The organism is Paenibacillus sp. PvP094, assembly GCF_040546835.1.
GTDB classification, from domain to species: Bacteria; Bacillota; Bacilli; order Paenibacillales; family Paenibacillaceae; genus Paenibacillus; species Paenibacillus illinoisensis.
The window spans coordinates 6579663-6600137 of record NZ_JBEPOM010000001.1; the positions used below are offsets into that span (position 1 = coordinate 6579663).

Consider the following 20475-nt stretch of genomic DNA (forward strand, 5'->3'; position numbering starts at 1 on the left):
TGAGTTCAGTCGGCCTGCGCTTGTCAGGCCGAATTTATAAATTACAATTGGCTTGCCTCGGACATGTCGATCTACAATTTGGTGATGGTAACCTCGTCTCGAAGCTCTTCAATGAATTCGCGTGTAGCAAGATCATCCGAGAAAGCCGTTGCACTTCCGGAAGCGACTCCCGTACGGAAGGCTTCAAGGATATCACCATTTAATACATAAGTGCCTACGAATCCTCCGATCATGGAATCTCCAGCCCCAACCGAATTTTTCACCATTCCTTTTGGCACACTGGCGTGGTACACATCCGATCCGGTAATGAACAGGGCTCCATCTCCGGCCATGGAGATTAATACTTGCTTGGCCCCTGCCTCCAGAAGCTTGCGACCGTACAAGACCAGCTCTTCCCGAGTTTCGATATTAACCCCGAAAAGTTCAGCGAGCTCGTGATGATTCGGCTTCACCAGCAATGGCTTATGCACCAGTGCTTCCATTAATGCCGGTCCAGTGGTATCAATGACGAACTCTGCACCCGTCTGCTTGCAGACTTGAATGAGACGATCATAAAAATCAGTTCCCAGAGATGGCGGAATGCTACCCGATAGAACGACGATATCTCCCGTTTGCAGCGAGGAGAGTTTCTGCAGCAGTTGTGCTGCTTCTTCTTCACGAATGGCCGGGCCAAGACCGTTGATTTCCGTCTCGTCTCCATGCTTCAACTTGATATTGATCCGCGTATCATCCGCAATGGTAACAAAATCAGTCTGTATCTGATCTTCCTGCAACTTGTCATTAATGAAACGACCTGTGAATCCACCAAGGAATCCAATCGCCGTGTTACCTGCTCCCAGCTGATTCAGCACACGTGATACATTGATGCCTTTACCACCTGGAAGCTTCAAATCCCGATTCATGCGATTCAATCCGCCGAGCTTCAGGTCATCCACTTCCACGATGTAATCAATGGAAGGATTAAGTGTTATCGTATATATCATTGTTATCCCTCAATTATTTTAGTTTTCTGCTCTATTACGGCTCGCCAGTGCTCTGGCATCTGCTCGGTAATCAGATCTGCCTCCTCCAGCTCAAACAACTTGGCAAACGTAATTTCACCGATCTTGCTGGAATCTGCCAGCACGTAAGATTTCCCGGACAATTGATGCGCCCTTCTCTTAATCAAGGCTTCCTCCGGATCAGGAGTCGTATACCCCATCTCGGGATCCACACCGTTGGTTCCAAGAAAACATTTATCAAAACGGAAGTTGTCCATATTTTGTAATGCTATACTTCCGATGACGGCTTTGGTATGGATTTTCATCATGCCACCAAGCAAATAACTTCGAATCCGCTTGCTAACCAATGCTTCCACATGGGATAGACCGTTGGTCACCACGGTTACGTCCTTGGCTTCAATATAGGGAATCATGGCCAGCGTCGTCGTACCTGCATCCAGATAGATACAATCGCCATTTTCGATCTCCTGTGCAGCCAAACGAGCAATCGTCACTTTTTGTTGAATGTTTTTGGATGTTTTCTCTTCCATGCCTGGCTCGAGCGTCTTTTCGTTCATCAGTGCTGCCCCGCCATGGATGCGTTTCAGCATCTGACGGCTCTCCAAGTCAATTAAATCACGTCTTATCGTTGATTCGGACGCACCAAGCACGTCGACAAGTTCCTGTAATTTAACTATCCCTTGTTGATGTAAGCGCTCTATAATTGCAGCATATCGTTCTTCAGTCAGCATCTTCATTCCTCCAACTGCTTCTATAGTAACATAAATTCCGCAAAAAACAATCATTTTCGTTCAAAATAATTTATAAACCTTCAGAAACTTGCATCTTTCGACTTTTGTACTCCATTATCTCCCATAATATTAACTAAAACGTTCACAATCATCCAATACTAAAATCCTATATCTGTGTCCCAATATCTTACCAAGGCTATCCCTTGCCTTTTTACATCAAAAAATCCTGCAGCCGTTCATCGCATACAGGATCATCACAGGCATTACTGGTTTATTCCCGGTTTGGGTTTAAGCCATTTTCCATCTTCATTTATAAACGCACCCTTGAAACGCCCCATTTCGAGCTGTTCAATCAGCTTCTGCTCATCGGTAGCCAGAATCTCAGCGAGTTGTTCAGAGGTGTAATAATCATTGGGGTCATAATCCAACCAGAGTGGAACCGCCGTATCATACAATTCCTTAATCATATTCTCAAACGATTGTCTTCCCAGATCCTCCATATCCTTATAAAACTGCAGAGGATGAGATACCATATTTCGAAAAGACTTGTTCTCCAGGTTCATCCAAAGTGTATTACAAGCCTGCACACTCATATAATTTTGCTCGACATCGAAGAACTGAATATCTTCGATCTTCATGTATTTCTCCTGAAATGCAACAATCTTGATTATGGGTACACCTCGCTTGCGTGAAGCTTTCTTCAGATGAGCTCTAAACTGTTCGTAGGTCATTTCTTTCATCCACTTACACCTGCCCTTTACATGTTCCATTCGACATTTTACAACAAAACCATGCAGAGTGTAAGTTCTCCAATAAAATAAACAAACCGCACAGCAGAAACTCACTGTACGGTTTGTAATGTGGCTAGCATAAGGCTGGTTCAGCTGGGAACGCTGCTTTTTACCCAGGATGCTGTGAACTCCCGCTCATCGTAATCAAAAAATTGCTGTAAGATCGTCTCCCGATCATCCAAAAACAGCTGGTCCGCTATGGCTGACACCAGTTTAGGAACTGCGCTTTTGGTGCCCGAGATGGCAGAAGCGGACAGACCACAGCTTGCAAGGGCAGAGTAATTGAAAACAAACAGCCCGTGCAGCTGTGACGCGCCTGCTTCACTTCGGCTCGTCATCGCAAATCCGGAAGTAAGGAAGGGATGTGCATCCAGCAGCTCACTGCGCTGCTCAGACGGCGCTTCATAACAATCCGCCCAACGAGCAATATGACTTTCCACCAGTTTGAGTTCCGGCCGCAATGCGGGATCACTTAGCAGCCCGGTACTAATCACCAGAAAATCAAAAGCAAATTTTCCCTTGGCTGTTGTCACTACGGCTCCATCCTCGTTTGCTTCCACACCGAGCCAGGGTGAATTCAAATGCAGTTCAAAGCCCGGCCAGGCTGCTGCCCGGTTGAAGGTATCATTGGTTGGAGGTTGATTGTATTGAAAAAAGTGTGAAATTACCGCATATTTATCAGCTGCCCCTAATGCATGAAAACGTTCAATCATCCCGGATTGCTCCATCTGGCGTATGGGATTGACACTTGGAAGTTGTGCTCGCCGCACAAACACATGTGCTTCAGCAACTCCTGCAGCAAGCGCAAAACTTGCATTATCAAAAGCGGAAGCTCCTCCCCCTAATATGGCAATTCTTTTGCCGCGCAACCGTTCAAAATCAATAGCCTCGGAAGTATGAGCATACAGTTCTCTCGGCAGTCGTTCTGCAATCATGGAAGGTACATGCCATTCTCCTCCTCCCTGTATGCCGGTAGCCAGCACGACTTTTCGCGCCAGCAGCGTGCCGGAATCGACACCGGAACCCTCCACATGAAGTCGGTGAAGCCCCTCAGATGCGGGTTCGATCAATTTTAGCTTTACTTCATTGATTACAGGCAGATTCAGCACGTCTCGATACCACCGCAAATAATTCATCCAATCCCCGCGTGGAATCTTGTCCACCGCTTCCCAGCCTTCCAGTCCAAACTGAGCCTCCCACCAGGAACGAAAGGTTAGGGATGGAATACCCAGATCAATGGACGTCAGATGTTTAGGAGTACGTAGGGTCGTCATACGGGCGTATGTTTCCCAAGGCCCTTCCAGTCCGGCTTTATTTTCGTCAATAACCAAAATGTTAGAAATCCGCTCACGCAGCAGGCCAAAAGCTGCTCCCAGGCCGCTCTGTCCTCCTCCTACAATAATCACGTCATATACATGACCCTCAGCATGTTCCATGGAACGCACCCAGTTTGCACCGCCATAGGCCAAATATGCGAGATCTTCTTTTACTCGTTGATTCAAAGCTTCCAGGCTCATGATCCCCAACCCTTTCAAGATACATTAATCGATTTCGATTCAATCTCAGCCATACGTTAAGTTGATGTCATATTTAATCCATTTTTCAGTGCAATCGCTGCATCTACGACATTTATATTAGCGTTAGTATATGGGTTGCCTTTACTTTTTTGAATATGACGGAAGCTTTATTGTCATCCAATCTAAAAATAGCTAACATGCTTGTTGACCGTTACGAAATACACCCTCAAATAAATGTTGTCCGTTACTGAAAGTTGGATGTCATCGTTATGACCAAGGCGTACATATATAAAAAAGACCCGGGTATTGCTTCCGGATCTGTCTGTCATTCATAATCAGTATTCATTTATTTGCTTGGTTAGTGATTAATCAATTACTAAATATTAAAAAATGTAATTTACTTTTTCTGAAGCTGTGCAATGGTTTCAGCAATTCCTTGTGCGAAAGGCGTCGCCTTCACAGGACCAATGTTGCGTTCATACTTCTGTCTGCTTAAGACGAGTGGCTCCTTGGTTAGGTATAACATCTCTACGACTTCCTTCATGACCGGCACCCCCAGCCCAATCAGGGACAGTCCTATTTTCCCAAGTGCCACGACTGGTTTCGTTACACCCGCCGCCCTCTGTGCGATCCTAACGATCTCTTTGCCTGCAATAATGCCAGCACCGGGTATATTCCAGTTCTGATTGTAGGTGTTCTCCCTGCTTGCCAGTTCCACTACCATAACCGCTGCATCTGGCAGATAGATATATTCTCGTGGTGTTTCCATATTGCCGATGAAAAAAGCCATTTTTCCCTTAGCGATCGATTCAAGTGTTGATCCCAGGTAAGAGGCTTCATTCGCGGTCGGGCCATAATAATCAGGCAAACGTACAATCATGACTTGCGCTCTGGACCACCTGCTGCTGAATAACATCTGCTCGTAGGCGAGTCTTGTTTTTCCTTTGCGGGTATGCGGCTGCTTCGGATGTTCTTCCGTTACTTCGTTCATTTGCCTTCTCCCGTAGGGGTAGATCCCATCAATGACAACCACTTTCAGACTCAGCTGTTCAGCTGCCTTCATAACGGATTCACCCAGTGGCAGGAGTCTGCTCTCCATCTCATGGTAAGGCACGTTGGCACAGTGGAACATCACATCCGCATTCTGGGAAGCAGCGACTATTTCATCTGGGTTAAATGCATCACCCACAGCGAGCTGGAGATGATCCGGGAAACCCAGCTTTGCTGCAAGCTGTTCCAATTTGTGCCGTGAACGTCCATAGGCAACCGTTGCGATCCCCCGCTTAATCAATTCCTGTGTAATGGCAGCACCCGTTCCGCCTGTTGCACCAATAACAATTGCCTTTTTCATCTCCATACATCCTCTCACTCATTTAGTTATTGATCAATTACTTACAACTCCTGAACACAATATAACGCATATTTAGTGATTGATCAATAACTAATTTTGAAAAAGGGCATTTACCCTTCCTATCTCTCTTTGAGCTCAGGCATATCCAGTGCTATTGAGACATTGCATAACATGCCGATCGCCAGGAAAACCAACGTTCTTTGCTTCGCTTCGGCAATGCCAGCATGGCTAAAAGCATTCAGAACCATGGTTCTCACTTCACTGAACCCTTTCTGCATCGCTTGACGAATCACTTCTTCCTGAATGGTCTGAGCTTGCATCTGAAGCAGGATTTCACTTTGGTGTGATTCCAGAATCTTCTCATATGCGTCTATCAATTCGCGCTCCAGTTGATCCGATGCTGCTGTTTCTACAACCTGTCGAAATGAATCAATGACTCGCGTCCATGATACTTCCAGTGCGGACAGCAGCAGGGCTTCCTTCGTTTTGAAAAAACGAAAAATATAAGGCTGCGAAATCTGAGCCCTCTCAGCCACTTGTGCTGTCGTTGCACGGTAGTATCCGATTTCTGCAAATACGTCAATTGCCGCTGAGATAATGTCGTTCCGCCGATTAACTGAAGCCGTTGTATCTTTGGCCATGTCGTTTCACCTCTAACTGTAGTAATTAATTGATCAATAGCTTGAAGTATATAGGATAACAGCTGTCTTTGTAAAATATAGCCCTCTTCTACTTAAAAGTTCTTCATTTTATAGTTGATAGCCCCTCTGACTTAAATATAATCTCAATATTTATGACTATAACAGGACATCCTACTGCATAGCGTGATTACGAAGGAATCCGATTGATGTGCATATTTTTTCATATTATTTTGGGTTGCAAAACAAAAAGAGGCATGATATATTAATTGAGCAGTCAATGATTGACATGTCAATTGTTGAGGCATCCATTATTTTTATCAACACTGGCATCGTAAAAAAGGCCACAATCGGATTGTGTGAACATAAGCCGTTGTTCATGTCCAGATTCACCCGGGAGGTCTAGTCATGACACGTATCGTTTCTAAGGAAGAGCAGATTATCAATCTTCTTAATGCTCTTGGCAACAAAGTCAGCCCGAAGTTCGAGCGGTGCACAGGAATCAGTTCATCCCGCTTTGAGATTCTGTATGAATTGGATCAGGTCGACGAGATCAACCAATCGATGCTGCAAAAAATCATCAATATCGACAGTGCTGCCATCACCCGCCATTTGAAGCAGCTCGAAGCGGACGGCATGGTAACCAGACGCAAAAATCCGGAAGACAACCGTGTTACCTTTGTTCGTCTTACCGATGATGGCCGGAAACATATTGAGGGTTACAAAGTAGAGAAAAAGAATTTCATTCATCAGATATTACATGATTTCAATGAAGATGAGATTCAGGCCCTTGCAAACTATCTGGAACGCATGCAGAACAATTTCTGATCAACTTTATCTATAGAGGAGAGATCCACTGAATGAGTAGCTTTCAAAGTACATTTCAAAAAACGAACGATTTTAACGAGATCACATACGGCCGTCGTTCCGTTAAACTTTATGATCCAGAGGTAAAAATCAGTCGTGAAGAGATGACCGAGATTCTGGCCGAAGCTTCCCGTGCCCCGTCCTCCATCAACCTGCAGCCTTGGCGCTTCCTGGTTGTGGACACAGCTGAGGGTAAAGAGAAGCTTGCTCCTCTTGCCAGATTCAATCAAAATCAGGTGTTGACTTCTTCTGCAGTTATCGGCGTATTTGTTGACATGAACAACATCGATTATATGGAAGAAATCTTCGGCAAAGCGGTAGAGCTTGGTTATATGCCACAAGAAGTAAAAGATATGCAGTTGGCTAAAGTTATGCCTTATTACAAGGTTATGCCAGAATCTGCTCTTCGCGATGTCAACCTGATTGATGCAGGTCTGGTATCCATGCAATTGATGCTGGTTGCCCGTGCTCACGGTTATGATACCAACCCTATTGGCGGTTACGAAAAAGATCAAATCGCTGAAGCGTTCGGTATGGACAAAGAACGCTATCAACCGGTTATGCTGATCTCCATGGGTAAATCAGCCAAAGAGGGTCATCCATCCTACCGTCTGCCAGTTGATACGATTACAACTTGGGCATAATTGATGTATCACACTTTTCATTGAACTGCGTCACCCTTAACTATTGGCAACAATCAAACAATTTATATACATTACGGAGGTAAACACACATGATTATCATTCACGCACACCTGTCCATTAAACCGGATCAAGAGCAAGCATTCCTCGCAGCAGCCAAAGAACTCGTTGCAGCAACTCGCAATGAAGAAGGCAACATCAGCTATGTTCTGAACAAAAGCACTGAACAAGAACATCAATATACCATGATCGAATTGTGGAAAGACGAAGCAGCTACAGCAGCTCACAACGCAAGCGCTCATTTCCAAGGATTCGTTCAACAAGCAGCAGCATTCATGGCTGCACCGATGAACGTGGAAGTATTCGCTGGCGAAGCAGTTAAACACTAAAATTAAGACCACATTAGGTCATTTGCAAGCATCTAGATCCAATGTGTCCTAATAAACAACAAAAAGCCGTCTCCGAAGTCATTTGACTTTGGGGCCGGCTTTTTGCCTTGGACGCCACTATCGGAGCTGATGTTCTGAACACAAGAAGAGCGAGGATCCACGTAAGTGAATCCCTTATTCGTTCCTGCTACAAACCCGCAGCTGCTTTAAGTTGTTTTCTCTGAGATGTAATTAATGTTCCCAGTTTTTCTGTTCCAAAAGCTCCTGCGGAGAAAGCATTGGCCTTCGAGTAGTACACCATTCTAAATGATGTACCATCTTGAAGGTGTACACGCAAAAAAATGCCGGTTTCATGCTTTGCCTTTTGGTAGACCTCATCAAAACCAACATATGTTAAAGGTAGCAGCTCGTTAACGAATTCTGTGGCTATTTCTTGGGGAAAGTCCCCGATCACACTGCCATCATTGCCACTTTCAAGGCTAACTTTCTTTACTTTACCTTCGATATCCAAGAGACCGCCCATTGTTTTGGCATTGGGATTTTCACTTACTTGATACATTTTATGATCCGCTACAACGCGAAAGTGAGACTTATAACCTTTCAGTTCATAGATGTCCGTTCCAATTGGAAGAAATGCAGCATCTCCATTGGCAGTCACGTGATCCGCACATGCATGTTCATTCAGCATATACGAGACTTCCCCTATCCTTTCCCCTATATTCTCTGCCGGTACGGCTTGGTCATTGTTATGGAAGTATAAAATACCATCAATCATTACAAAATCAATCCATTCGATAACCCCGGGGCATGGCTTTTTCTCTTCATTTATCACGAATTCAGGGTTAGCTTCCTGAGACTTCTCCTTACTCACTGTACCGCAGCTAACCAAAACAACCAAACTGCATAATAAAAACCAACGCATGTTCCGATATTGAAACAGCCCCATTGATATCACCTCATCTTATTAAACAAGGAAACCGGTGCCTGAGTTACAACCTTTTTTCGTATCACTTTCCCGTCTCTTCTTGCAGATTAATTTTTAGCAGATGGGAAAATCGCATGCGCAAACTTTTTTTGTCTACCTTATCTACAGCAGTTCGAGGCAGAGAATCGAGAATGTAGATCTTTGTTGGCCATTTATATCGTGCTAGCCTAGGTTCGCAAAACGCCCACAATTGTTCCAGCTTTAAACTCCCCCCGTCACGTAGAACGATGCAAGCTACAAGTTCCTCCCCTTCCGTGGGGAGAGGGATTCCAATAACCGCCACTTCTTTAACCTGTGCATGACCCACTAATACTTGTTCCACTTCAGGACAGAACACATTGGAACCGTTGATGATGACCATATCCTTAAGACGATCTAATACAAATAGATATCCCTCACCATCAAGACAACCAACATCCCCGGTGTGAATCCATCCATTCTCTTTTATTTCATTTGTGGTCTCTGGTTGACGCCAGTACCCCAACATCGTTTGGGCTCCACGAACTACAATTTCGCCAGACTCATTTTCTGCTGCATCTTGTCCATCTTGAGTAACGATCCGTACCTGAAAAGCTTTTTCTCCTTGTGCAGCTAGGTCGTTAGGACGGCCTACTGATCGTAGAACCATTAGATTATCCATATGATGTACAGGTAGTAGTCGACTAATTGCCATACCACATTCTGCTTGAGAGTAGTTGTTCACGATCAACGCCTCTGTGAAATGTTCGACCGCTTTAATTAGCGTATCTGGTGATATGACTGATCCTCCACATCCAATGACCTTAAGACTTGGTAAATCCCTACCCGTAGCGATTACCTCATTGGTCAAGTCACGCAGCAGTTGCCCGACCGTACTTAGGTGCGAGATTTGTTCGCGATCTACTACCTCAACGATATGCTGGATATTAGCTGGATACTCATCAAGAAAGACCAGACAGCCTCCAGCTGACATTGTCGCCCATAGTTGGAATTGGCCAACAAGGTGTGAAAGATTAAGTACCAATACTCGACGATTCTTGTCATATCCAAACCCATTACTAGGCGTAAATTGGTTCCAAGCAGACATACTGCGATGAGAATGCATTACTCCTTTGGGTCTGCCTGTTGTTCCTCCTGTATAAATCAATACAGCGATATCATCCAATTGACGGTCAAAGACCTCAGCGGGAATAGGCGCTATATCCTGATGTAATATAGCTGTCATCGAATTAGAAACTGAACTTTCTTCAGCAGAATAAAGGATTGGAGGTCGCGAGAGAAGTTTTACAGCGGAATATGCTGCATTAGCGTAATCATTATCATGAACTAGGAATTTGGGTTCAGCGTCTTCAAGAATCGCTGCAATCTCTGGGACACTTAGTAACGGTGAAATCGCTGTCGGTATCGCACCCACTTCAACGGCTGCATAAAGGGAAACAACCAGCTGCGGATCCGGATGCCCGAGAAGAGCAAGACGATCTCCTGGCCGAAGTCCATTCGCATAGAAGGCACGCCCAAGTTTTTCAACGAGATGATGCAGCTCACCGTATGTGATAGTATGTCCATGCCGCCTAAGTGCAGGTGCATCAGAAAACAATCGTACTGCCTCAGGTAGTCGTTCAAATAGAAACATGATACCTCCCCTTAATCTGGTATGAGTACTAGGATTAAGGAGATCATATCATATTGCTGGAAATACTAAGCATAATACTTTTCAATGAATCTCATCAGCTTACCTGATAATGTTTAACTCTCACTAGTCTTGTTAATCAATAAAACGGCAACCTGTTGTGGTTACCGTCTATTGGTGGTTAGCTGTACTGTATGTTTCAGATATTTTGTTTGATTCTCAAACGGATTAGCGCTCATCATTAGGCGCAAAACGAAATTTGGTCGCTTGTTCGTACGCGTACGCCAATCGGAAAAGGATCGGCTCGCTGTAGGCGGTTCCGACAAACGTAATCCCCTGTGGCCCTTTGGTCGAATAGCCATCTTCACCAATAATCCCTGTGTCGACGTACTCGCCGGGAACAGTAATTACAGGATACCCAGCACGTGCAGACACATCGAGTCCTTCCTCATTGCCCAGAAATATCAACGCATCTAACTGATGTTCACGGATCACGTGGTCGATGCCCTGGTCACGGGAGAACAGACGATTCAACCGCAGGCTCTCGGCGTACTCCGGTTCAGATAAGATACCACTTGTTTCATTCGACCAGATCAGCGTATCCTGTCCATATTTAAGCGCAGCATCAGCATTTGCCTCATTATAAGCGATAAGCTCATCTAACGTGCTGACGTAAGCACCTGGACCAGATTGGGCAAGATAGTCATTTAACCCTTTTTTAAATTCATAACGCATCACGTCCCAGTCCCACTTCGCACTCTCACAGGGCAATGACACCGGATCAACAATGATTGCTCCCTGTTCTCTGCATAGACTGATTGCACGTTCGATAACTGCTGCTCGTGCTTCATCCAGTTCCTCATAGTAGAATCGCGGAACGCCGATTCTTGCGCCTTGCAGTCCGTTCGCATCCAGAAAGGGCGTATAATCGGTATAGGCTTTCCGTCCTTTCTCGTGCATCGCCGCATCATCCGGATCCACTGCAGTCATTGCACCAAGCAAAATGGCTGCATCTCTTACCGTACGTGTCATCGGCCCAGCCGAATCCTGGCTATAGGTAATGGGGATAATTCCTGTACGACTGACCAGACCAATCGTCGGCTTAAGGCCAACAAGGCTGTTTTGCGAGGCTGGACTAATAATTGAACCTGATGTTTCTGTCCCTATGGCGGCGGTACACAAATTGGCAGCGACGGCTGCTGCAGAGCCCGAACTCGATCCCCCAACGAACAACTCTCCAGGACCATAAGGATTCAATGTCTGTCCGCCCCTTGAGCTATACCCGGACCACATGTTGCTCGACATAAAATTTGCCCATTCCGTCATGTTTGCCTTTCCCAGAAATACGGCTCCGGCCGCTCTTAACTGTGCAGCCACCATTGAATCTGACTTTGCAATATGTTCTGCTAGCGCGACTGAACCTGCACTGGTATGCATGTGATCTCCTGTATCAATATTATCCTTGAGCAGGATGGGGATACCATGAAGCGGTCCACGCACCCCCTGCTCCCTCCGCTCTGCATCAAGCGCAATGGCTTCCTCTATCGCATCCGGATTGACTTCAAGTACCGCTTTTAGTTTAGGGTTGAGCCTGTTGATTCGCTCCAAATACCAACGAACGCAGACCTCCGACGATATCAATCCGGATTCCATCGCGGACTGTAGCGAAGTGATGTCTGCCTCTATTAGAAGTTCATTTAACGTTCTATCCATATATAGTCTCTCCTTTTGGCCATCTACTACTTAGGGTTCGACGAATCTGACTGTTGTCCTCTTGCCTCCTAGCAGAGATACGAAGCAATATACAGGAAGAGATCGACATTGATCTCGTGTCATTTCCCTATACCAAATCCTTTTCCATGATAATCCCTGCCCTAATGGACATGAAGTTATGATATATTTTTAAGGAGAAGTTTTTTTAAGGGAGAATGGTTATGGTTAAACTTTCGCTTTTTGCAATTACCAAGACAATTGAGTGCTTACCACCAAGAATTGTCGATCATCTATACATGTATGTATACAAGGAAACGACCAGCACCTCAAAAGAGACGTGGCTGTTTGAGCTAATCAAGGAACTCTTAATCCAGAATTTTGGATTTGATACGCCTCATCTGGAAGACCACGTTGAGATTCGGGATAAAAATTATCGCAAAAGACAACAGAGCAAAAAGTACTGGCTCAAGAAATTTAAAGAGGAACTGGATTCCGTGCCAAACAATCCTGTTCTGATTGAGATTAGCTCTTGGAAACTTGCGCTGGAGCAAATGAAGGCATCGAATGCGGGGCTGGATATCGTTGCTGAATCCGAAAGATTGATTGGCGTAAAGGACCTGAACGATTTACCCGCTTTACGCTTGCAACAAATTAGTGAGTGGGCAACCACCAGCTCCACGTACCTCACGGACTATCGTTACTTGTCGAGTAAAAAAACCAATCAGATCAAAAAGGCCATCGATACCGATCTGCACTTTATTGTGGCTGATATTATTGATAAACACGATCTAACCAATGCAGTGGATGTGCAGCCTCATGGCCTGATCGAAGATGTCGTTTTTGCTGAAAAATCAACAAACCTGAAGATCCGAATGGAATTGGACGAAATTACCAATAAACAAACCTATTTTGATGATTATGAGATCAGTGACAATGAGTTCCTGCGCACCATTATCAAGGTTGAGGATGGAGATTTCCTGCTCGCGGATAAAAGCCTTACGAAATCACTGGATGGTACTGATCGGGATATCATTTTCTATGTCCTTTCCCAGAAGGATGAATCCTTTTACACAGATCGGACGATCACGGTTGATATTTCCAAGCTGGTCAGCAAAGCTTATAATTCTTCTGGGGTTAAAAACTACGTTGAGATTGAGAAAAGATTGCGTAAAATCAGGTCGTTTGGCTTTCAGGCCGTGATTAAGAAGAAGTCTGAAAAGGCAAGATCCGGTTCTGCCGACTGGTCCATATTTGACTCGGTTGTCATCAACTCCAATCCCAATGGCAGACGTTATGCCGAAATTGTTATCGGTACGTACTTCCACCAGCAATACATTAATCAACAGACCGTCAAAATCTATAGAGACAGCCTCAACTCCATTGAAGGAAACATCTCGAAAATTTTGGTCCATGCATTACAGAAAGAACGTCTGGAGCGGTATGTACAAGGGAACCAATTCATCGATATCTTCCCGCTCAGCTATTTCTTGCGTAAAGTCCGAATGGACAAAAGAAAAACGGAACAAAACATGAAAAAGATTCAGGACGCGCTTGAGGAGTTCAAAAGCCTGAATTTCCTGATTGCCGATTATAAACGACTTCATTCCTCTTTTGAGATCTCGTTTATTCCATTAACACATACGGAAATGCACGACTTTTTCGATCAAGCCGAGCCGCCTATTCAGCTTACCTTTCCTATACAGACTGAACTTATTGGAGAATGAACCTCATTCTCCATTTTTTTTTTGCTTATGTAGGTTTTCCTGCAGCCCCATCTACCCTGATGATTAGAAATATTAACATTTTGTAGTGCTGCTTGATTGAATTTTTATTACTCATTTCTCGTACTGGCATTATATTATTACTTTTTTTTCGTACTTCATTTCGTAATAAAAATAAATATCCCACTACAACGCCATTAGTACAATTCCCCCACATTATTTTATTACGAAAACAACGTACCTGATTTCATTTTCTTACCTTTTATTCGTACTTTAATTGATTATTCACAATATACAATGCTCTGAAAAGACAGTCTCATTTTTATTACGAAAAACTCGTACTTCGATTCGCTGTTTCAAGCTTTACGCTATAGGGTAACGCCCTAAATATTAACGTAATTCTCACTTATTTTTCGTACTTTCTAATAATTATTACTCAAAACTCGTACCTTAATAAATTTATTACGAATTCCACGTACTAAAATGAACAAAAAAAAGTTCTAGTTGTGTCGAGTACAACCTAAATGCAAGCTTGTAGCCTTATTTTTAAATTTCTAACTTTTTTCTCGTACTATATGTATGGTCGTCAAATTACGTTTCGTTCTTCATTTCTATTTTTATTACGCATTTCTCGTACTTTTCATGGTGTTCCCAATTAAATAGACGGATGCTATAATCTATTTATAGTAAATGGAAAGCTAATAAAAATCTCTGTTAAAATAAAAAAAAAAGAACCCAACGATATCGTTCTAATAAGTGGATAGTTTGGCGACTGGCACTTATTAAAACCACGAAAAGTCGGGGTCTTGGTCTTGCTTCTTTTTTGATGTGTTCATTATAGCATGTCTTCTAAAAAAACAAAAGCCAAAACCCTTATTTTCCATACCCATTTTTACAGTTGGGAGTTAAGGAGAGGCGCAGATGAAACACCATCCTGATCTATTCGATGCACAGACCCTACATCATGACACTCGTTTGCTTTTCAAACTCAAACTCCTGCTGGGTACCGTTTGCGCATATGGCGGAGAAGTTCCTCTTTCTCAGACCGAGCTCGCTAAACGAATGGGTACCTCCACTTATCGAATCCGAATTCTTCTCCACAAGTTAGAACACGAAGGTATTATTCACTACAATAACGCTGGTACATTGTTCTTTGACCGTTATATCTTTGTACGTGATCAAGCGGAAGTTTCACAGGAAACGCTCTATGCCAAAAATTTCGCCTTCTTTACATGCGATGAGTTTTTGTCTGAGGACCGAAATGTTCAACGCTTTGTGCTTCATTATGTTGGCAAAGAGCTTATCTATATTCCAGGCAATTTCCGCTGGGGTTACATCAATGATCTTTATGGGCCAACTGGACTGCTTAATATACGTACGCCAAAAGAAGCGATCACAATTCTTAAGAAGGCTTCCAAATATCTGAAGATCAAAATACATACTGAAAACTTCCAAGTACTGAACGTTCACTCCAAATGGATTGACATGGGTGAAATCTATTCTGAAGGTGCTGAGCTGTGGGTGACCAAACAGCTTATGAAGCATCGTTTTTGCTGTGACTTTATATCCCGGAAAGCGGTTTGGCAAATAGCAAAAGTCATGGAAGACTACTATGCGAAATTTGGATATGAGTATGCAACTGAAATTTTCGACCATGCTCTTTTTAGCATTCAAAATTATAAAAGACGGTCACAGACCTTCTTTAACATGATCTACAGAGAAGATTCCTCCTATATTGTGAATGAAGAAAAGAATGAACTGAATGAGATCAGTGCTTATTTTCGGTCCATTATGGAATCAGCCGAGTTAAACTATGCGGTACAACTATCTGTGGAGCTTGTGCAGATCAAGCAGAAGAAACACATGGCGGAGACCAACCTCTCTGCCAATGATGAGATCTCCATGATGAATCAAGAACTAATCGAAGCAGCGCATAGCCAACAAGTTAAAGTGTGGGACAAACTTCGTCTCATTCATTCTTGCTGGCTTAATCGTTTCAGACAACATCCGGAATGGTTTATCCAGCATTATTACCGGATCAGAACTCTTCCAGCTCCAATTCTGGAGATCAAGATGGAAATTGAGAAGTATATGAATAGACAAAAAAATACTCAATCTCAAGCGCACATCGTCTAATTTCTATAGGGTTAGATTTATTTGTGCATCCTTATCATTCATTTCAGTCTAACTTGTGTTGCAGTGGTTCTACGAATAGTAGAATGACTGCTATTTGTTTTTTTCTACTCTACTGTTATTGCGAGCTTTTAGTTGGATTTAGTTAGATTGGCACTTTAAATAGCGGAATAGAAGCGATCTCACAACTTCCTGTGAATCCCAATTTCGCCACTAAAACTGTGGATAACGTTTTATTTCATGTGGTTTTGTAATTTAGGTAATGTTTATATTGATTTTACTCATTTGGATGTATTGATCGTTAATGGGTATTTCAATACATGTATTGTTGGTTTGGCGTTTCTTGATGTGTACCTTACCGTTATCATTTTGCATAAAAATAAGGGCTTTCCATATCTAAATTTATCCAGATACAGAAGCCCTTATGGATCAAGCCTTTTGAGACACTTTTGTTGCTTGTAAAAAGGTATTAATGAAAGGTGTTAATCTATGGTTTTAAAAAATGGTGTTGAACTAAGATATTGAACTAAGGTGTTGATGAAGGGTATTGAAAGGCATTGAAACACCTTCATCTTCAAAATATAGAAAACAACATTGAACGTAGTGAACTTCTCACGCTCCCCTAACTAGAGCAGAACCTTATTCGATATTATCCGCTGTAATACCATCCTTCAACGTACTTTCCCACCATATTGATGTATCTCCTCTGACAAGCTGTGGGATTAACTTACGGAGTGGATAAGGCTGCAAATGATGCGCAGCAAGCTCATACACAGACGCCCAATAGAATTCAATATGAGACTCGAGAGATACAGGAGATTGTAACAGATCCAGTTCAGGGACTTTCACTCTGAAAATCTGGTTCATTTCGCAATGGAGCTCCTTATTTTTCTCCCACTGATGCTCTACCGAGCCTAAATATCCATCGATGTAACATGACAGCCCCAGTTCCTCTTCGATTTCTCTTTTTAGGGTATCCGGTGCGCTTTCACCAAATTCAATGTGACCTCCTGGCAAGAACGTATTTTGATGACCAATGGCATGGGCGAGCAGAACCTGATCCTGACTGATTATAATTCCTCTTGCCAGATGATGAAATTTCGAAGTTATCACCCTCACCCCCTTATTTAATCGGTATCCAGATTTGTGGCGCATGATGAGGACCTGCATAAACCTCTAATTCGGGTGTCCCGGCATGCTCATAAGAATTAGATGGGAACCATTCGGAAACAATCTGTTTCCATAGATTCTGCAAGCTCTCAGGCAGAGGCCCCTTTACTTCAAATACACTCCATTTGGAAGCAGGGATGGTGAGGGAAGACAAACCTTCTGGTATTTCACCATGATAAGCTGTACCAATCCAGTACTCCATTTGCTTCTCCTCGATCTCGGTCTGATCCACACAGACTCCAAGTAATCCTTGAATAGCTCCATTATTCAAAGCCATTAAACGATCTTCTGTTCCGTTCGCATAGGCTTCTTCCCACATTCTAGGGATTTCCCTTAAATTCTCTCCATCTGCATAAGAGTAAGCTTGCTTGATTCCAACTAACGTAAATTCAGCCTGTTCAACAATTTTATAATCCATCGGTTCCGCTCCTTTTAAACTTACTTGAATAGCCAAGCGATTATACGACTTAACTGAGGTGCTGCTTTTTCGCACCTCACTTGGTGCAACCCCATGCTGTCTGCGAAAAGCTTTGGAGAAAGATTCAGGAGTGTCATATCCGTATTTGTACGCCAAATCAATAATTTTCTGTTCACTCTGTACAAGTTCATGTGCTGCCAGTGTTAATCGTCTCCGCCGTATATATTCGAATACGGTAACATCTGTTAATAGCGTAAACGTACGTTGAAAATAAAAAGGCGAGATATGAGCCTGTGCTGCGATCTGCTCTATCGTTACATTTTCGAGTAGATGCTCTTCAATATACTGTATAGCCTTCTGCAACGATTCAATCCAGTTCATACGGTTGACCACTCCTTGATTTCTATAATAGAGGAATACTTGTTTTGCGGCCTGTCATTATTTGCTCTGATCTGTCCGGCCCTAGTCTTTTATGGTAACTGTTAATCTGTTCAACTCATGAGGAATCAACCATAATGGATTATCTTAGCACGTTCTTCATCGGAGGACAGGATAAAAAAAGTGAATCATTTTTGACCCTCACTTGTCTATTATATATCCCAACAAGAAAGGAGCAGCGGAAGTGACCGAGCACGAACTCTTCTATTCTTACAACAAAGATGTATATCGTTCCTGCTTGTATATGCTCAAAAACATTCAGGATGCCGAGGATGTATGCCATGATGTGTTTGTAACTGTGTTTCGGCAGGACTGGAGAAATGTTACACACCTCAAGGCCTGGATTATGCGGATCGCCATGAATCATTGCCTCAACATTATTCGAAAAAACAAAGTCAAAAATGACAAACAAGACCAACTACAGAACTTACATGAACACGAGGTTCTTGCTAGAGGTTCGGTCGATGGAATAGTTATGGCTAAGTTATCCTTCGCTGAATTGGAGCAACAATTGCGCCAATTGCCTGACAAGCTGCGCAGTGTTGTGACCCTGCGGTACATTGGTGATCTATCTGTTGCGGAAATCTCGGAAATCCTCAATATACGTCAGGGGACCGTTCGATCCAGATTGCACAAGGCTCTTAAATTGATGCGAAAGAAACTGGAGTACTACGAGAAGGTTAACTTGAGAGGAGAGAACCGTTTTGAATACAGTAGAATCCAAGGTTAAGAATCACATGAAACATTCAGACCACATTGAATATCCGGATTTTGATAAGATGTTTAACAGCATACAGATGGACGAGCTTCGGGTAGCAGATCAGCTCAAGGAAAGATCACAGCGCGGTAAGACGAAAGTTGCTATTGTCCTGGGTGTATCTGTAGCGGTAATGGCCACTCCGGTATATGCAGCTTTTCAATATGATTGGAGTGATGTCCTCTCCCATAAGTCCGGAATTGAGTCAGCTCTCCAAGCGGGATATGGTCAGTCTATTGAACAAAGCGTCACAGCTCACGGAGTCACCTTAACGGTGCATAACGCTTTTGTGGATGATAACCGAACAGTCCTTCTCTATACGATTAAACCCGCCATGGAAACAGACGGAGCAGAAATCAGATATGATCAGATCGTTTTGAAAGACAGTGAAGGTACACCTATTGAAGGACACTATTATCAACAATGGAACGAAGAGCAAGGTGTGTATCAGGGATACTTTGAAACGGACTGGGTGATGTCAGAGAACCAATCCGATCTTCAATTCTCCATTACAGGTGTACGATATTTACAAGACATACAGGAGGACATTACACTCGATCCCCAAGATTCTAATACTCAGAAATTCAATATACACAAGGACGGAATCGAATCGGTAGAAGTACAATCCTTCCAGCACACCGAAGAGCAAATCATGATTCGTTCCAACGTGACTTTCACTGATACGGCGTTGAAGGAACAGACTTGGGCCAGAATCACAGCTTATGATCCAAACGGGAACATGATTAAAGAAACAGAAAGCCCTATATACGGTACTAATGGTGCAACCGGAACATACTCCAGCACACAAATATTTAACGAGCAGCAGTTCAAAGAGAGCGCAGATCATTTCACCTTCACGTATACACATGAGAAAGAGCGAACAGATGGAACCTGGAACGTCAATCTCTCCTTGTCTCAACAGCAGATGGAAACGGGGACAGTCAAGAAAGAAATGGATATTCCACTGCAGTCATTGGATGGAGAGGCTAGAATCAGTGGGTTAGTGGTGACGCCAACCCAGATTCGAGTAACTATTGATCACCAAGAAGACTACTACAGATTGCCATACCGGACTTATCAGTTGGAAGTGGGTGGCAGCATGTTGGAAGGCTACGTTTCCGTCGAAGGCACGTTAAATCCTAACCAGACCGAACTGCGATTTGAGCAGAACGATTCGTCTCTCATGGATGTAAGTTCTGTGGCCAACAAACCCATAACCTTAATCGCGAAGGACAGAGTTGATGAGCATGCTGGTGACCAGACGTCTATTCGTCTAACGAATATTTCGACTCAGCCACAAACGATAACAAGTGATTACGAAGGACTCCATATCAACTGGACTTATTATCTTAAGGATGGGAACCTGTACGTTGGGTCGTCCAGCCCTGAGCCTACATTTGGCGGGATCAACCAAACGTATTTCCTTGATGCGGGAGAAAAGCAATATTTAACGCCGTTGTATTTCAACGACTCTGATAATAAACATACGGAAGTATTCCAAGATTTTAAGGGTAAAGTAATTGATCTTTATGTATCGAACTATACGACGAAAGAGCCGGATGGAGATTTACGAATTCCACTTAATAGCACTAAATAGTAACCCAG

At 43.4% G+C, this 20475-nt stretch carries 18 protein-coding genes; 7 read left to right on the plus strand and 11 right to left on the minus strand.

Translation table 11 applies throughout. The annotated features are described in order from the left end of the window. Window positions 1-71: 71 nt before the first annotated feature. The 6 genes from pfkB to ABIC22_RS29685 form a co-directional block, all read right to left on the minus strand. Complete coding sequence (pfkB, locus tag ABIC22_RS29660; RefSeq protein WP_127536499.1) at window positions 72-983, minus strand: 1-phosphofructokinase; 912 nt, start codon at window positions 981-983, stop codon at window positions 72-74. 2 nt (window positions 984-985) lie between these two features. Beyond that, the gene (locus tag ABIC22_RS29665; RefSeq protein ID WP_127536500.1) at window positions 986-1732 is read right to left on the minus strand and encodes a DeoR/GlpR family DNA-binding transcription regulator; all 747 of its coding nucleotides are present in this window, start codon (window positions 1730-1732) and stop codon (window positions 986-988) included. Between the two features lie 263 nt (window positions 1733-1995). Further along, entirely contained in the window at window positions 1996-2472 is a 477-nt protein-coding gene (locus ABIC22_RS29670; RefSeq protein WP_354485690.1) for a hypothetical protein, read from the minus strand. 140 nt (window positions 2473-2612) lie between these two features. Continuing rightward, a complete protein-coding gene (locus ABIC22_RS29675) occupies window positions 2613-4040 on the minus strand; it encodes an NAD(P)-binding domain-containing protein (RefSeq protein ID WP_354485692.1) in 1428 nt (475 codons plus the stop codon). A 397-nt stretch (window positions 4041-4437) separates the two neighbouring features. Continuing rightward, window positions 4438-5391 carry an SDR family NAD(P)-dependent oxidoreductase gene (locus ABIC22_RS29680; RefSeq protein WP_354485694.1) on the minus strand — a complete coding sequence of 318 codons (954 nt, stop codon included), beginning with the start codon at window positions 5389-5391 and terminating at the stop codon, window positions 4438-4440. Window positions 5392-5510: 119 nt separating this feature from the next. Continuing rightward, entirely contained in the window at window positions 5511-6032 is a 522-nt protein-coding gene (locus ABIC22_RS29685) for a TetR/AcrR family transcriptional regulator (RefSeq protein WP_127536504.1), read from the minus strand. A 405-nt stretch (window positions 6033-6437) separates the two neighbouring features. Between ABIC22_RS29685 and ABIC22_RS29690 the strand changes: the two genes are divergently transcribed. The 3 genes from ABIC22_RS29690 (at window position 6438) to ABIC22_RS29700 (ending at window position 7926) form a co-directional block, all read left to right on the plus strand. Beyond that, a complete protein-coding gene (locus ABIC22_RS29690) occupies window positions 6438-6857 on the plus strand; it encodes a MarR family winged helix-turn-helix transcriptional regulator (protein WP_127536505.1) in 420 nt (139 codons plus the stop codon). Window positions 6858-6889: 32 nt separating this feature from the next. Continuing rightward, entirely contained in the window at window positions 6890-7540 is a 651-nt protein-coding gene (locus tag ABIC22_RS29695) for a nitroreductase family protein (RefSeq protein WP_154895972.1), read from the plus strand. 89 nt (window positions 7541-7629) lie between these two features. After that, entirely contained in the window at window positions 7630-7926 is a 297-nt protein-coding gene (locus ABIC22_RS29700; RefSeq protein WP_127536506.1) for a putative quinol monooxygenase, read from the plus strand. Between the two features lie 187 nt (window positions 7927-8113). Here ABIC22_RS29700 and ABIC22_RS29705 read toward each other — a convergent pair whose 3' ends face one another. From ABIC22_RS29705 to ABIC22_RS29715, 3 genes are all read right to left on the minus strand, one after another. Beyond that, a complete protein-coding gene (locus ABIC22_RS29705) occupies window positions 8114-8872 on the minus strand; it encodes a hypothetical protein (protein ID WP_354485697.1) in 759 nt (252 codons plus the stop codon). 61 nt (window positions 8873-8933) lie between these two features. Further along, window positions 8934-10523, minus strand: coding sequence for a class I adenylate-forming enzyme family protein (locus ABIC22_RS29710; RefSeq protein WP_354485699.1), 1590 nt, complete (start codon window positions 10521-10523; stop codon window positions 8934-8936). A gap of 225 nt (window positions 10524-10748) precedes the next feature. Beyond that, window positions 10749-12233, minus strand: coding sequence for an amidase family protein (locus tag ABIC22_RS29715; protein ID WP_354485701.1), 1485 nt, complete (start codon window positions 12231-12233; stop codon window positions 10749-10751). A 221-nt stretch (window positions 12234-12454) separates the two neighbouring features. Here ABIC22_RS29715 and ABIC22_RS29720 point away from each other — a divergent pair, with 221 nt between their 5' ends. Together ABIC22_RS29720 and ABIC22_RS29725 are read left to right on the plus strand one after the other, a co-directional pair. Further along, window positions 12455-13957 (plus strand): hypothetical protein, encoded by a 1503-nt coding sequence (locus tag ABIC22_RS29720; RefSeq protein WP_095288093.1) that lies wholly within the window; start codon window positions 12455-12457, stop codon window positions 13955-13957. Between the two features lie 918 nt (window positions 13958-14875). Further along, window positions 14876-16090: a helix-turn-helix domain-containing protein gene (locus ABIC22_RS29725; protein WP_354485703.1), complete on the plus strand. Its 1215-nt coding sequence runs from the start codon at window positions 14876-14878 to the stop codon at window positions 16088-16090. 636 nt (window positions 16091-16726) lie between these two features. On the opposite strand, the gene ABIC22_RS29730 is transcribed toward ABIC22_RS29725, so the two are convergent. Both ABIC22_RS29730 and ABIC22_RS29735 read right to left on the minus strand, forming a co-directional pair. After that, window positions 16727-17200, minus strand: a complete 474-nt coding sequence (locus ABIC22_RS29730) for an NUDIX domain-containing protein (protein ID WP_354485705.1) — start codon at window positions 17198-17200, stop codon at window positions 16727-16729. Window positions 17201-17210: 10 nt separating this feature from the next. Beyond that, the gene (locus tag ABIC22_RS29735; protein WP_354485706.1) at window positions 17211-18056 is read right to left on the minus strand and encodes an AraC family transcriptional regulator; all 846 of its coding nucleotides are present in this window, start codon (window positions 18054-18056) and stop codon (window positions 17211-17213) included. 241 nt (window positions 18057-18297) lie between these two features. Here ABIC22_RS29735 and ABIC22_RS29740 point away from each other — a divergent pair, with 241 nt between their 5' ends. Beyond that, on the plus strand, window positions 18298-18843 hold the full coding sequence (locus tag ABIC22_RS29740; protein WP_354485708.1) for an RNA polymerase sigma factor: 546 nt from the start codon (window positions 18298-18300) through the stop codon (window positions 18841-18843). Beyond that, window positions 18818-20467 (plus strand): DUF4179 domain-containing protein, encoded by a 1650-nt coding sequence (locus ABIC22_RS29745; protein WP_354485709.1) that lies wholly within the window; start codon window positions 18818-18820, stop codon window positions 20465-20467. Before ABIC22_RS29740 ends, ABIC22_RS29745 begins: the two co-directional genes overlap by 26 nt. The last annotated feature ends 8 nt before the right edge of the window (window positions 20468-20475 follow it).

What these genes read in the sequence shown, in the direction of transcription:
- ABIC22_RS29705 (WP_354485697.1), bottom strand. Translation starts at nt 8,872, where the DNA reads ATGGGGCTGTTTCAATATCGGAACATGCGTTGGTTTTTATTATGCAGT.
- ABIC22_RS29670 (WP_354485690.1), bottom strand. Translation starts at nt 2,472, where the DNA reads ATGAAAGAAATGACCTACGAACAGTTTAGAGCTCATCTGAAGAAAGCT.
- ABIC22_RS29710 (WP_354485699.1), bottom strand. Translation starts at nt 10,523, where the DNA reads ATGTTTCTATTTGAACGACTACCTGAGGCAGTACGATTGTTTTCTGAT.
- ABIC22_RS29720 (WP_095288093.1), top strand. Translation starts at nt 12,455, where the DNA reads ATGGTTAAACTTTCGCTTTTTGCAATTACCAAGACAATTGAGTGCTTA.
- pfkB (WP_127536499.1), bottom strand. Translation starts at nt 983, where the DNA reads ATGATATATACGATAACACTTAATCCTTCCATTGATTACATCGTGGAA.
- ABIC22_RS29735 (WP_354485706.1), bottom strand. Translation starts at nt 18,056, where the DNA reads ATGAACTGGATTGAATCGTTGCAGAAGGCTATACAGTATATTGAAGAG.
- ABIC22_RS29685 (WP_127536504.1), bottom strand. Translation starts at nt 6,032, where the DNA reads ATGGCCAAAGATACAACGGCTTCAGTTAATCGGCGGAACGACATTATC.
- ABIC22_RS29680 (WP_354485694.1), bottom strand. Translation starts at nt 5,391, where the DNA reads ATGAAAAAGGCAATTGTTATTGGTGCAACAGGCGGAACGGGTGCTGCC.
- ABIC22_RS29690 (WP_127536505.1), top strand. Translation starts at nt 6,438, where the DNA reads ATGACACGTATCGTTTCTAAGGAAGAGCAGATTATCAATCTTCTTAAT.
- ABIC22_RS29715 (WP_354485701.1), bottom strand. Translation starts at nt 12,233, where the DNA reads ATGGATAGAACGTTAAATGAACTTCTAATAGAGGCAGACATCACTTCG.
- ABIC22_RS29725 (WP_354485703.1), top strand. Translation starts at nt 14,876, where the DNA reads ATGAAACACCATCCTGATCTATTCGATGCACAGACCCTACATCATGAC.
- ABIC22_RS29695 (WP_154895972.1), top strand. Translation starts at nt 6,890, where the DNA reads ATGAGTAGCTTTCAAAGTACATTTCAAAAAACGAACGATTTTAACGAG.
- ABIC22_RS29675 (WP_354485692.1), bottom strand. Translation starts at nt 4,040, where the DNA reads ATGAGCCTGGAAGCTTTGAATCAACGAGTAAAAGAAGATCTCGCATAT.
- ABIC22_RS29665 (WP_127536500.1), bottom strand. Translation starts at nt 1,732, where the DNA reads ATGCTGACTGAAGAACGATATGCTGCAATTATAGAGCGCTTACATCAA.
- ABIC22_RS29700 (WP_127536506.1), top strand. Translation starts at nt 7,630, where the DNA reads ATGATTATCATTCACGCACACCTGTCCATTAAACCGGATCAAGAGCAA.